We start from the raw sequence: 13,807 nt of genomic DNA, 5'->3' as shown, positions 1-13,807 counted from the left end.
TTTTATTTTAAATTATTTAATAATCATAAACATGTTCAACAGTAAGATTTTCACTTTTAGCCTCTTTAATAAAAGGCAATAATTTCTCAACCGGCATCAAGTAAGCATTCCTTTTCAAACTATCATCCGTAACAATTTGAGATTGATATAATAATTTTACACCATCCAAATTTAGATTTTTCGATTTACTCATAATTACAGAAACCGCAATTTCATCATTCCCTGAAATTTCATAAATTTTTACATCCTGATTAGATAGTTTTTTCATTTCAGTCGTGAAAATTGCCCATCTTGTAACCGCAATAATCATTTTGTGGCCAATTCCTCTTTTGATGATTTTTAAGTCTTTACTTTCTTTAATGGAATCAGTATCCGAAACAATTAAATAAATAACATTCGATGGGGTTTCATAGGATGATTTCGCTCCCCATTCAATAAGTTTGGAATAAAAAGCTTTAAACGAAAATTCAACCGTAAACAACATCGTTCTTTCCCATTTTCGTAAAGTACTGCAATCCGAATTATCAGAGGCAGACCAAACTTTTTTAACCCACGGCAGAAATTCAAATTCATACCAGGCAGTTTGATACACAAAGTCGCTGTAGGCTTTTTGAGCTTCAATTATGATTTCTTCTTGTTTGGATATTTTGTCTTCTGTAAACCAAGAAAAGAATCTTCCTGTTGTATTTTCATAAATGATTTTCAGACCATATTCCATCGTCATACTTACGCCGATCACTTGCAACATCGTTTTGTATTCGCCGTTTTCAGGATAAGCTTTTGAAGTCAGTTTTATAGACCGATCGTACAATTTCCAATATTCATCAATAGATTTGTAAAAAGGAAAATCAGATGGATTTTTACCACTTCCTAAATAATCAGCATACTCTTTTGGATTGTACACCAAATACCATTCAGGAACCGTCAGCACCGTTTGTTCTTCTGCTCTGAAGTATTCTTTTATTTTCTTTTTTTGATGCGCTAAATTGTCTTTTGTATACGGATTATACTTGTCCAATAACTTGTTTGTAAAGCGCTGGTCCGGATCTAATTTATTTTTTAAGGCGAAATATTTAGCACTATTTGGATATCCTTTTTGAAACTGTTCAACAGTCGCATGAGACTGATAGGGAAGGTACCAAGTTCCGTTTTCGCTTAAAATGGCGTCCGTCATTTCAAGTGTCCATTTTTTTACATGGTCTTTTGCTTCGGGATTGGTTCCTTGTTTATAATAAATTACAAAAGCAAAAACCTCTTTGTTTGCCCACGAAAGATAACTTTCATGATCCGGCAAAGCGTGTCTCAGCGAAACATTGATCACATTGACTTTATTATTCTGGAAAATGGCACTCATTTTCGGAATAAATGATTTTATATTCTCCACCGGAATAAAGTATTCCTGCAATACATACGTCGATTTTTCGCGGGAAGAAGGTTCTAATTCCTTCACATCATAACTTGCTTCTTTATTGCGCCATCGAACCGTTTTCGGAATAAAATATAAAGGATCAATCGTGTATTCGCGAATCCATTTTCCTGAATTTCCCCAGGAAACCACTCCTGATAAATTCGATTCCAGCCAATAATTTTGAGTTTCATCTATTAATCGGTCGGTATCTGTTAGGGGTATGTTTGTTTTCTCCCATGAAATACTCATTATTTTGTCATATTTCGGTGGATACAAATTCCCATTCTGAAAAACGACTTTGGAATTATTTCTAATATTTTTATCAAAATAAGCTTTGTAATCTTCAATCGGCATAACTTGGTGGAATCGTTCTATTTTTTCGTTATCGACCAATTGCAAAGTCGCTTCGGCGATAACGCCAATTCCGCCATAACCCCCAATTGTAGCATAAAAAACATCCTGATTTACTTTTCGGTTCGCAATGATAATATCGCCATTTGCCGTAATTATTTTCAATTCTAAAACCGAAGAAATAATTGGACCATAACCCACATATCTTCCGTGGCAGTTTACCGAAATCGCTCCGCCAACCGTAAAATTAGAATACGTCTGCATGATTTTGATGGATAAATTTAAAGGATCAATTACCGTCTGAATATCTCTCCAACGAATTCCGGCTTGTACTGTAATCTGCTTTTTTGTGGTATCAATACGGACAATTTTATTGAAAGAGCGCATATCAATATGCAAACTATTTTCAAAGGCCGTTTGTCCGCCCATACTGTATTTTCCTCCGCCAATCGAAATAGGGCCGGTAGTATTTTTAATGGCGTAAACAATCTCATTTACCGTTTTAGGTTTGATAATTTGATTGACCTGAATCGGGTTGATTTGCGTAATATCATTTAGGGTTTTATTATCAATCGTCGTATCGAATTTTGAATCGCCGGAGAATTGTATTAATAAGAAAATGTATAAAACGAATAAAAGGAAACCGTAAAACGGAATTGCTCTTCGCTTTTTTCTATTCATAAACCGAATCGCTTTTTTGATTCCGGCGTAAATGAATTGTATAATTTTGAGTAACCAGGCGAATAGCAAAAGAATAAAACGGTAGATTTTTTTCATAAAACAGGCGGAGAAAAGAAATTATATTTTGGTAAAAACCATTAAAGCATTTTTGGTAGGATCGCCTTTTTGATACAATGTTTTTTTGTTGAATTTAAATCCAATGTTTTCAACAAAAGCACAAATAAAGTCTAAGGAATAAAAGTTTCTGATCTCTTTGGCATTGTATTCCCAGCTTTCGTTTACGCCCAAATTAAAGACATCGTGAGCCAATGCCACTAATACTTTTTGATCTTCATTATCGCAATTATGATCTCTTAAAATCAATTTTCCGCCAATGCGCATCGTATCTCTGATCGAAGAAATATATTGCGTTCGCAACTCTAAAGGACAATGATGAAAACCGATATAAACAGTAACCAAATCTACACTATTGTGCGGAACATGATCAGCAAATTTGGTTTCGTAATTCGTAAACTGAATGTATTCTGCGCCAACGGCAATTTGCCCACGCTCGACCATTTCGGTAAAAGAATATTTTGGTTTTCGGCCATCAGCATAATATCTTTTTCCTTTGATGGAAATGCTTTCTTCCAGATAATCCAGATACCGGCCTGAAGAACCAATTTCTAAATAACCATTATAATAAGTGCCTGCTCCCAACAAAGCAACCGTTTCTACCGACATCTCATTTTTTTGATGCATTAAGGCAGGAAGCTGATAACGAACGCTTGATAACATAGGCGTAATGTCGTCTAACTGCGATTGTGTTGCCGTATAAATCTCTTTATCAGTGCTTTTTGAAATCGAGTTGTCATAAATTAATTTATGGAATTCCTCCTCTGGATATAAATTAAACACGTTTTTCAAAAACAAAAAGAACTGATTTTTAAGTTTAGAATTCGTATAAATATATTTGAAATTACTTCTAATGATGGAAGTGGAGTTAAGCAATTTGTTAGGAAACAATTGTACGGATGTGACAAAAAGCAATGTTGTTTTAACGAAGTCTCTTCTTTTCATAGTTGGTTTTTGGTGAATCAAACATAGTGATTATGCTTACAAAAAACTAATTTCAAGATTAGAAAAGAAAACTACGAATTACTTAAATTCCTGTAATGAAATTTTGTGTAATTCTTAGTTAAGAATAATTTGTAAAATAAGATAACCTACTTATTTATTTATTTGTGATTCAATTAAATCTAATCGATTTTTAATTCTTTCTAATGTAGCAGAATCATTATCATTATAAATATCTCTTAAAGTATAATTTGGGTTTCTAGAATCAATAGTTTCATTAAATTCATTAATATTTAGATTAAAAAGTGCCTGACCAAATCTCTGACTGGGATTCTTTTCTAGATAAGATTCTAATAACTCAAGTATGAGTTTATGTTCTTGTTTCATCTGAACTATTTTTATTCAAATATGCCCCATATATACTGATCGTCTACAATTGCTATTGGATTCGCTTTTACTTTCTCTAAAAAAAGATTAAAATTGCTATAGCTTCTTATCTTATAAATAATTTGTTTTCCTGAATTGTCGATGATTATTTTCAAACTCTTCGATCATTAATCATGACATTGGTTCTTCTCACTTCAATAATTGTCAAAAGCGGATATTTTATTACTGGATCGTCGGATTTAGTAATATATAAATTATTGTCATCAAAATAAAAAACAGTCCTTTTAAATAAGAATGTTTCTAATCCCCACATAAATTGACTTGGAGCTGATAATCTTATTAATGTGTATAAATCTAAATGGGTTCTTTTTTTAAAGTCAATTGCTCTTTGTTTGTTACAATATTCAATGCCGTATTGTATTTTTTTATAACTAAGAAGGAAAATAAGAACTATTGATAAAAAGATTAAAACAATATTTACAAACATATTTAGTGATAAAAGTCTTTGGTTATTTTTTATCAAACATAACAATTTAACTTACAAAAAGCTAATTAGATTAAAATTAAAAAAGCCACGAATTCACAATTAAATTCGTGGCTTTTAAAAATTATATGAGATGAATTGTTACCCCAAAAATGCCTTCAATTCCTCATAAGTCTTAATCTTCACACTAACCTTATCCTCATTCATAACACTTTCAATTTGTTCTGGAATCGGAAGTGTAATGCCTAATGCAGGTTCAACTACATCTAAGAATTTAATAGGATGTGCGGTTTCTAAGAAAACACCAATGGCATTATCGTGTTTTTGCAATTCTTTTTTCAAACCTAAATAACCTACAGCACCGTGTGGTTCTGCGATGTAACCGTCGGTATTGTAAATTTGTTTTAGGGCCACGAGTGTTTCTTCATCTGTATAACTGTATGATGAGAAATCTTTTTCGAAAGCTTTTAAATCGTTGTTGTACAATTCCTGAATTCTGATAAAGTTACTAGGATTTCCAACATCCATAGCGTTTGAAATCGTTGCTTTAGAAGGTTTTGGATCGTATTTTCCGCTTTCTAAGAATCTTGGTACGGTATCATTTACGTTAGTAGAAGCTACAAAATGTTCAATTGGCAAACCTAATTTCTTTGCCATAATTCCGGCACAGATATTCCCGAAATTCCCGCTTGGACAAGAGAAAATCAACGGTTTGTTTTGGCTTTTCAACGCTTTGTAAGCAAAGAAGAAATAGAACATTTGTGGCAACCAGCGCGCAATATTAATAGAATTCGCCGAAGTCAGGTTTTTATGCGTTAAAGTTTGATCTAAAAACGCTTTTTTAACCATATCCTGGCAATCATCAAAAACGCCATCTACTTCAAGTGCTTTAATGTTTTTTCCTAAAGTCGTCAATTGTTTTTCCTGAATGTCGCTCACTTTTCCTGACGGATATAAAATCACAACATCAACACCATCAACGCCAAGAAACCCGCTCGCAACCGCACCGCCCGTATCTCCGGAAGTCGCTACTAAAACGGTATTTTTAATGTCTTTTTTATCTTTATTAAAATACGCCAGACAACGTGACATAAATCGCGCTCCAACGTCTTTAAAAGCCATTGTGGGTCCGTGAAATAATTCTAACGAATAAAGGCCGTTTTCAACTTCCACAACCGGAAAATCAAAAGATAATGTGTCTTTAATAATTTCTCTTAAATTGTCTTCAGGAATGTCATCGCCTACAAATTGCTGAATCACATCAAAAGCAATATCGTTATGGCTTAAATTCTCGATTACATTAAAAAACGCAGGATTTAAAGGCGTAATTATTTGCGGAAAATACAATCCTTTATCACTCGCTAATCCTTGTATTACAGCTTCTTTGAATGAAACTTCTGGTGCATTATGGTTTAAACTATAGTATTTCATGGTTATTTTGCTTTAGACTTTAAACTTTAAGCTTTAGGCTTTTTCCTAATGCTGGCTTATAGCTTTTCATTTTTTTGGCTTTATGCTTAAGGCACTAGACTTTTTTCTAATGCGTTTAGCTTCTTCTTTCTTCTTTTTCGCAAAGGTTTTAAGCTTATAGCCTAAAACCTATAGCTTACAGCGTCCTGCCTAAAGGACACGGACTCCGTCGGGATTAATCTTCGAAACGTGAATTTCATAAGGCAAATTCATCTTCTCATAAACTTCGCTCATGGCTTTGGCGATTTGGTCGGCGGTGTTTTTTCCTCTGCTTAGAGCAAAAATTGATGGGCCGGAACCTGAAATTCCGGAACCTAACGCACCATTTTCTAATGCCGTTTGTTTGATTAAATCAAAACCCGGAATCAAAACGCTTCTTAATGGTTCAACGATTTCGTCATGAAGCGATCTTCCAATCAAATCATAATCTTTGGTGTATAAACCGGCAATTAATCCGCCCACATTTCCCCATTGCATAATCGCACTTTTCAGGGAAACGTTTTGTTTTAATACCGAACGCGCATCTGACGTTTTCAACTCAATTTGAGGATGAACCACAGTTGCATACAATTCCTCCGGACTATCAATTCGGATAATATCAAGCGGTGCATAACTTCTTACCAACGTAAAGCCGCCTAAAAGGGCAGGGGCAACGTTGTCTGCATGCGCGTTTCCACTGGCTAATTTCTCGCCCTGCATCGCAAACTGCACCAAATTTTTACGCGAATAAGGTCTTCCTAATAATTCATTAATTCCGAAAACCGCTCCGGCAGAACTGGCAGCACTGCTTCCAATTCCGCTTCCGGCTTTAATGTTTTTGTAGATTTCGATTTCAAAACCAAAATCTAGTTGATCTAAAGTTTCCAACATTGCCAAAGCTGCAACACCAGAAACATTTTTCTCGGTTTCTAAAGGCAAATCGGCACCTACAATTTTAGTAATACGAACGCCTTTTTGATCGACTTTTCGAACAATCATTTCATCGCCCGCATTGTCTAAGCAAAGTCCAAGTACGTCAAATCCGCACGAAAGATTCGCGATAGTTGCCGGGCAAAATAGTTTAATTTCCATTTTTTTAAAGGTTCTGAGTTGCTAAGGTTCTAAGGTTTCATTGCAACTGTTTATTTTAAGCTTAAGGCTCTGAGGTTCTAAGAGGCTAAGATCAGGTTAAAAAAACCTTAGAACCTTAGCATCTCAGAACCTTAGTACCTCTAATTATTTCCAATTCGAATTACATCTGCAAAAATTCCTGAAGCTGTAACCGCAGCTCCAGCTCCGGCGCCTTTGATCAATAACGGCTGATCTACGTAACGATCTGTGTAGAACAATACGATATTGTCTTTTCCTTCTAAATTGTAGAAAGGATGATCTTTTGGAATGAATTGCAGGCCAACACTTGCTTTTCCGTTTTCGAATTGTGCTACGTATTTCAATCTTGAATCTTTAGCTAATGCTTCGTCATAGATTTTCTCAAAATGAGGAGCATATTTGATTAGCGATGTAAAAAAGGCCTCGTTGTTTGTTGTGTCCAAACATTCAGCTGGCAAGAATGATTCGTTTGCGATAGCGTCAATATCCATTTCGTAACCGCTTTCGCGAATAAGAATCAGGATTTTACGGGCAACGTCAACACCGCTTAAGTCAATTTTTGGATCTGGTTCTGTGAAACCTTGTACTCCGGCTTCTTTAACCACATCATGAAAGGAGTTGTTCTTATCAAAATTGTTGAAAATGAAGTTCAGACTTCCCGATAAAACCGCTTGAATTTTATGCACTTTATCGCCAGAAGCAATTAAGTTTTTCACGGTATCAATAATTGGTAATCCTGCGCCCACATTTGTTTCAAACAAAAACGGAGCGTTGTATTGACGTGATAAGCTTTTTAGTTTTTTATAATTGTCGTACGCTGATGAACAGGCAATTTTGTTGCAAGTTACAACGGCAATACTTTCTTTTAAGAATTTCTCATACATTTCAGAAACGCTTGCATTTGCTGTAATATCCACAAAAATACTGTTACGTAAATTAAGTTCTTTGGCGCGTGCAATAAATTCTGTAGGAATCGCATGTTCGCCTTTTTCTAAAGTCGATTTCCAGTCTTTTAATGAAATTCCGTCTTCATCAAAAAGCATTTTTCTAGAGTTTGACAAAGCAATAACACGAACGTTGATCTTTAAATTATCTTTTAAAAATTTTCTTTGGTTGTGAATTTGCTCGATGAATTTTTCGCCCACATTTCCAACGCCCATTACGAATAAATTCAGCTGTTTGGTATTTTCTTCAAAGAAGTTTTCGTGCAAAGTATTCAATGCTTTTTTAACGTCTCTTTCGTTGATTACAGTCGAAATATTACGTTCAGAAGCACCTTGCGCAATCGCACGGATATTTACGTTGTTTTTTCCTAAAGTACTGAACATTCTACCGCTCAAACCCTGGTGGTTTTTCATGTTTTCTCCCACCAAAGCTATAATACAAAGGTCTTTTTCTACAATGGCAGGATCAATTTTGTTTTGAAGAATTTCTACTTCAAAAGCTCTGTTAATCGCTGCTTCGGCATTATCTGCATCCGAATTTAAAATTCCGATACAAATAGAGTGCTCAGAAGAAGCCTGAGTAATGAAAATAACGTTAATTTTTTCCTGAGATAATACTTCAAACAAACGTCTTGATGAACCCGCAACACCAATCATTCCTGGGCCTTCAAGTGTTACAAGCGAAATATTATCGATATGGCTGATTCCTTTTACGACAGTGTCATTTGAAGAAACCTGATCAGAAATTAAAGTTCCTTCAGCTTCCGGCTCAAAAGTATTTTTAATTAAAATTGGAATATTTTTTCTTAAAACAGGCTGAATTGTCGGCGGATACAATACTTTGGCACCAAAATGCGATAATTCCATTGCTTCCTGGTAAGAAATTGTTGCAATTGGTCGTGCTTGTTTTACAATTTTCGGGTTGGCAGTAAACATTCCGTTTACATCTGTCCAGATTTCTAATTGTGATGCATCAAGTGCTCCGGCAATAATAGCAGCAGTATAATCAGAACCTCCACGGCCTAAAGTAGTCGTGATTCCATCAAGAGTCAAGGCAATAAATCCAGGTAAAATATTGATTTGCGATTTGTTTTCAGCAAAATAATCCTGAATCAATTGATTTGAAATTTCAAAATTCACGGTCGCTTTTCCGAAATCAGCGTTTGTTTTGATGATTTCACGGCTGTCTTTATAAACGACATCTTTGTCGATTTGCTGGTACGCCTGCGCAATGATGTAAGACGAAAGCAATTCTCCAAAACTCAAAATAGTATCTGCCGTCCTTGGAGATAATTCGCCTAATAAGAAACAGCCATCCAACAATGTTTCTAAATGGTTGATGATTCTTTTTACATGACTTAATAAACTGCTTTGCTCGCTTACCGGAATAAGTTCTTTTAAGGTGTCAAGGTGTTTTTTCTCGATTTCAGCCACAATTTCTCTGAAACTTTCATCGTTAGCTGCTGCTTTTGCTGCTGCCAATTGCAATAAATCGGTTACTTTGCTTAAAGCAGAAACAACAACAACTAATTGATCTTGTTTAGATTTTTGGTTTATAATTTCGAGAACGAGTTTTATATTCTGAGCATTGGCAACCGAAGTTCCGCCAAATTTTAATACTTTCATTTTGATGATTTTTTTCTTTTTATGCAAATATTTTTATGTATCCAATGCCTTTCTTCTTTCATGAAAAAAGTATAGATAACCAGGATTATATGTAAAATGTATACCCCTAAGGGGTAGTAGTTGTTGTAGAAATTGTTGTAGCAGCAATTGCAACTCCAGTTTGAGTTGTCATTGTAGATTGATATTTTACGCTGTTACTTTTCATTTTTGATGTTTCAAAAGTACAGATTTTTATAAAAGCGAAAAACCTTTATTTTCTTTTTGCGAATATTTTAATAATTTAAATCTCATTCATTCAATATTGAGCTTTTGTTAAGATTGAATATCATAAATTGATGGATTCGTATATTTAAACCTGTATTTATGGCAAGTGCAGGAGCTTAAAAAGCTGATTTCTAATCGAAATATTCGGTAGAAACTGTCATTAGTCTATAAAATAAGTAGGAAATTAATTTTTTAGAATAAATTTTGAAGGTTGATTTTGGTGAAGAAAATTAAAGTGCTGATTTTGTATGATTAGTATTGTCAAATAACTAAATACGTAGAATTTGTTTTGTTGAAATTTTAATTATTATGAACAAATGTTGCTTTTTAATATTGATTTGTTGAATTTTGATGCCTTAAATTAAAAATGACATGAGAGAAGTCCATTATATAAGTACTGAAACATTAGGTTTAGAAGATTTACAAGAAATTATTGTAAATCAGAAAATGCTTGAATTATCTGAAGAAGCAAAAGTAAACGTTCAGAAATGCCGTGATTATTTAGATAAAAAGATGGCTTCGCATTCTGAACCTATTTACGGAATCAATACTGGTTTTGGATCACTTTGTAATGTAAAAATCTCAAATGAGAATTTATCTAAGCTTCAGGAAAACCTTGTTAAGTCTCACGCTTGTGGAACTGGAGAAGAAGTTCCGGCTGAAATTGTAAAAATAATGTTGCTGCTTAAGATTCAATCTTTGAGCTACGGACATTCTGGAATCCAATTGCAAACAGTAAGTCGTTTGGTTGATTTCTATAATAATGACATCCTTCCTATTATATATACGCAAGGTTCACTTGGGGCTTCTGGAGATTTAGCGCCATTGGCACATTTATCTTTGCCTTTATTAGGAGAAGGAGAAGTTTTGTTTGAAGGAAAGAAAGTGGCTTCCGCAGAAGTTTTAAAACATTTTAACTGGGAACCAATCGTTTTACAGTCAAAAGAAGGTTTGGCTTTGTTAAACGGTACTCAGTTTATGAGTGCTTACGGAGCTCATATTTTATTAAAAGCCTATAAATATTCTTATTTGGCAGATTTAATCGGAACTATTTCTTTGGAAGGTTTTGATGGGAGAATCGAACCTTTTAACGAATTGATTCATTTTATTCGTCCTCACAAAGGACAAATTGTAACGGCGCAGCGTATTAATGAGTTTTTAGAAGGAAGCGAAATTATTGAACAAGAGAAAAAACACGTTCAGGATCCGTATTCTTTCCGTTGTATACCTCAGGTTCATGGCGCTTCAAAAGATGCTATTGATTATGTTCGAAAAGTATTCAAAACAGAAATTAATTCTGTTACGGATAATCCAAATATATTTATTGAGTCTGATCAGATCATCTCTGGAGGAAATTTCCACGGGCAGCCTTTAGCTTTAGCCTTAGATTTTATGGCAATCGCTTTGGCAGAACTAGGAAGTATTTCTGAAAGAAGAACGTACCAATTGATTTCAGGCTTAAGAAATCTTCCTGCATTTTTGGTTGATAATCCGGGATTAAATTCAGGATTTATGATTCCGCAATACACCGCTGCAAGTATTGCAAGTCAGAACAAACAATTGGCAACTCCCTCAAGTATTGATAGTATTGTTTCGAGTAATGGACAAGAAGATCACGTAAGTATGGGGGCAAACGGAGCAACAAAAGCGTTGCGTGTTATGGATAATTTAGAGCGTATTTTAGCGATCGAATTAATGAATGCTTCTCAGGCAATTGCGTACAGAGAGCCTTTAAAATCAAGTGATTTCATCGAAATGTTCTTAAGTAGTTATAGAGAAGTTGTGCCTTTGGTTAAGGAAGACAGAATCTTACATTACGATATTGAGAAGACAGTTGCGTTTCTGGATAGTTTTCAAATTGAAAACGATTTGTTAACACTGGCTTAACATAACAGAATATTAATGAAGTAATTTTGCACTATCAAAAATATAAAAATGTCAATAAACAGTATTTTCCAATTTTTAGTGCCGAAAGACAAAAAATTCTTTCCACTTTTTGAAGAAGCTTCAAGCAATTTAATTGAATTAGCTTCTAATTTACACGAAGCTGTAAACCTTCCATTAAAAGAAAGAGAAGTTCTTTTTCAAAAAATTGATGAGTTAGAGCAAAGAGGAGAAGACATTACACGTCAAACCAATCTTGAATTGAGCAGAAACTTCATTACGCCATTTGATAGAGAGGATATTCACACTTTAATTACTTCTATTGATAACGTTGCTGATTACCTTCACGGTGCAGCAAGCAGAATGAGATTGTATCAGGTAGATAAGATTACAAAATCTATCAGAAAGATGACAGAAATCAACCTTGAAGCTTGTCAAAACATTGACAGTGCTGTAAAAGAGTTGAGCAACTTAAAAAATATGAACATTATTAAAGATGCTTGTGCTAGAATTAACAAACTAGAAAACAAGTCTGATAATGTATATAACAAAGCAGTTTTTGAAATTTTTGAAAACGAAACAGACGCTAAAAATATCATTAAATATAAAGAGGTGTTATCTGTTTTAGAATCAGCAACAGACAAATGTAAGAGTGTTGCTAACATACTGGAATCTATTTCTGTAAAACATTCTTAATTCAATTTATTTCATTCTGAAGTTATAATTTTATGACGCTACTTATAATTATTATAGTATTAGCTTTAATTTTTGATTACATCAATGGTTTTCATGATGCGGCAAATGCTATAGCGACTGTTGTTGCTACAAAGGTTTTAACGCCTTTTCAGGCCGTTCTTTGGGCAGCATTTTTTAACTTTCTGGCTTATTGGGTTTTTGGATTTGGTGTTGCAGATACTGTTGCAAAAACAGCGCACACTATGGAAATTAACCTTGTTGTTATCCTTGCCGGTGTTATTGCAGCTATTTGTTGGAATTTATTGACCTGGTGGTTGGGAATTCCTTCAAGTTCTTCACATACTTTAATTGGTGGTTTTGCTGGAGCAGCTGTTGCGCATGCGATCGCTGTACACGGTTTTTCAGGTTATGCAGGAGAAGATGGAACTATTCATTATTGGTACGAAATCGTAAGCTGGTACAAGGCAGGAAAAGATGGTGGAATGCCTTCGGGAGTTCTTATTATTATTGCTTTTATCGTTTTAGCGCCATTATTGGGAGCATTGGCTTCTTATTTAATATCAATTTGGTTGTTAAATGCTTCTCGTAAAATCATAGGTCCTAAAATATTCACAGTTGCTTTAATGATTGCAACGGTTTGGGTTGTTAGTAATCTAATGGTTCCTTACGCTGATATTGAAAAACCTCGTTTTGAATCTCATTTTTGGAGTGTAGCTTTTGATCCGCATAATATTAAATGGTGTTTAGTTGGTTTTATTATCCTAACAGTTAGTGCTTTTTGTTTGATATTCAGTAGTTTAAATTTACATCAGGCTGATGCAGCTTTGAAAAAAATGCAATTGTTATCTTCTGCAGCCTTTAGTTTAGGACACGGAGGAAATGATTCTCAAAAAGTAATGGGTATTATTGCTGCAGCTGTTGCAGTATATATCAATACAAATCCTGGAGTTCATATGGCATCATGGTTAGACGTTGTTTTGCCAAATGATGATTTAGGAATAAAAGGAGTAATGCCAGGCTGGATCCCGTTAGCATGTTACTCTGCTATTGCAGCCGGAACTTTGAGCGGTGGTTGGAAAATTGTAAAAACAATGGGTTCTAAAATCACAAAAGTAACTTCATTTGAAGGTGTTGCTGCTGAAACTGCTGGAGCTTTGACACTTTACTTTACTGAACACTTAAAAATTCCGGTAAGTACAACGCATACTATTACAGGTTCTATCATCGGGGTTGGATTAACAAAACGTGTATCTGCTGTCCGTTGGGGTGTAACTGTTAGTTTGATTTGGGCTTGGATATTGACTATTCCTATTTCGGCTCTTTTAGCTGGATTGGTTTACTTTGTATTGAGCGTATTTATTTCGTAGTAAAATGATTTTTTTAAAATGTGAGAAGTTTTGATCGCATTTTATCGACATAAAAAAAGCCGATTTCAATTTGAAATCGGCTTTTTTATTTGAGTAAAAT

At 34.4% G+C, this 13,807-nt stretch carries 9 protein-coding genes; 3 read left to right on the top strand and 6 right to left on the bottom strand.

Going from position 1 to position 13,807, the window contains the following annotated elements; genetic code table 11:
• Window positions 1–16 precede the first annotated feature (16 nt).
• From Q7C23_RS07365 to thrA, 6 genes are all read right to left on the bottom strand, one after another.
• The gene (locus Q7C23_RS07365) at window positions 17–2,440 is read right to left on the bottom strand and encodes an FAD-binding protein (protein ID WP_375031900.1); all 2,424 of its coding nucleotides are present in this window, start codon (window positions 2,438–2,440) and stop codon (window positions 17–19) included.
• A gap of 117 nt (window positions 2,441–2,557) precedes the next feature.
• Window positions 2,558–3,499 carry a hypothetical protein gene (locus Q7C23_RS07360; protein WP_375031899.1) on the bottom strand — a complete coding sequence of 314 codons (942 nt, stop codon included), beginning with the start codon at window positions 3,497–3,499 and terminating at the stop codon, window positions 2,558–2,560.
• A gap of 150 nt (window positions 3,500–3,649) precedes the next feature.
• Window positions 3,650–3,883: a hypothetical protein gene (locus Q7C23_RS07355; RefSeq protein WP_375031897.1), complete on the bottom strand. Its 234-nt coding sequence runs from the start codon at window positions 3,881–3,883 to the stop codon at window positions 3,650–3,652.
• A 625-nt stretch (window positions 3,884–4,508) separates the two neighbouring features.
• Window positions 4,509–5,798, bottom strand: a complete 1,290-nt coding sequence (gene thrC, locus Q7C23_RS07350; protein WP_375031896.1) for a threonine synthase — start codon at window positions 5,796–5,798, stop codon at window positions 4,509–4,511.
• A 189-nt stretch (window positions 5,799–5,987) separates the two neighbouring features.
• Window positions 5,988–6,908, bottom strand: a complete 921-nt coding sequence (locus Q7C23_RS07345) for a homoserine kinase (protein WP_375031895.1) — start codon at window positions 6,906–6,908, stop codon at window positions 5,988–5,990.
• 140 nt (window positions 6,909–7,048) lie between these two features.
• Window positions 7,049–9,496: a bifunctional aspartate kinase/homoserine dehydrogenase I gene (gene thrA, locus Q7C23_RS07340; protein ID WP_375031894.1), complete on the bottom strand. Its 2,448-nt coding sequence runs from the start codon at window positions 9,494–9,496 to the stop codon at window positions 7,049–7,051.
• A gap of 636 nt (window positions 9,497–10,132) precedes the next feature.
• Here thrA and hutH point away from each other — a divergent pair.
• The 3 genes from hutH to Q7C23_RS07325 are packed head-to-tail and all read left to right on the top strand — an operon-like array spanning window position 10,133 to window position 13,707.
• Window positions 10,133–11,647 (top strand): histidine ammonia-lyase, encoded by a 1,515-nt coding sequence (gene hutH, locus Q7C23_RS07335; protein WP_375031893.1) that lies wholly within the window; start codon window positions 10,133–10,135, stop codon window positions 11,645–11,647.
• Between the two features lie 48 nt (window positions 11,648–11,695).
• On the top strand, window positions 11,696–12,340 hold the full coding sequence (locus tag Q7C23_RS07330; protein WP_026982186.1) for a DUF47 domain-containing protein: 645 nt from the start codon (window positions 11,696–11,698) through the stop codon (window positions 12,338–12,340).
• A gap of 32 nt (window positions 12,341–12,372) precedes the next feature.
• On the top strand, window positions 12,373–13,707 hold the full coding sequence (locus Q7C23_RS07325) for an anion permease (protein ID WP_375031892.1): 1,335 nt from the start codon (window positions 12,373–12,375) through the stop codon (window positions 13,705–13,707).
• Window positions 13,708–13,807: the final 100 nt, after the last annotated feature.

The sequence above is a fragment of the Flavobacterium sp. LAR06 genome (assembly GCF_041946075.1).
GTDB lineage: Bacteria > Bacteroidota > Bacteroidia > Flavobacteriales > Flavobacteriaceae > Flavobacterium.
This window is presented reverse-complemented; position numbering and strand designations above follow the sequence as displayed.

Coding starts and splice junctions, on each gene's coding strand:
- Q7C23_RS07365 (WP_375031900.1), bottom strand. CDS start 2,440: ATGAATAGAAAAAAGCGAAGAGCAATTCCGTTTTACGGTTTCCTTTTA.
- Q7C23_RS07360 (WP_375031899.1), bottom strand. CDS start 3,499: ATGAAAAGAAGAGACTTCGTTAAAACAACATTGCTTTTTGTCACATCC.
- Q7C23_RS07355 (WP_375031897.1), bottom strand. CDS start 3,883: ATGAAACAAGAACATAAACTCATACTTGAGTTATTAGAATCTTATCTA.
- thrC (WP_375031896.1), bottom strand. CDS start 5,798: ATGAAATACTATAGTTTAAACCATAATGCACCAGAAGTTTCATTCAAA.
- Q7C23_RS07345 (WP_375031895.1), bottom strand. CDS start 6,908: ATGGAAATTAAACTATTTTGCCCGGCAACTATCGCGAATCTTTCGTGC.
- thrA (WP_375031894.1), bottom strand. CDS start 9,496: ATGAAAGTATTAAAATTTGGCGGAACTTCGGTTGCCAATGCTCAGAAT.
- hutH (WP_375031893.1), top strand. CDS start 10,133: ATGAGAGAAGTCCATTATATAAGTACTGAAACATTAGGTTTAGAAGAT.
- Q7C23_RS07330 (WP_026982186.1), top strand. CDS start 11,696: ATGTCAATAAACAGTATTTTCCAATTTTTAGTGCCGAAAGACAAAAAA.
- Q7C23_RS07325 (WP_375031892.1), top strand. CDS start 12,373: ATGACGCTACTTATAATTATTATAGTATTAGCTTTAATTTTTGATTAC.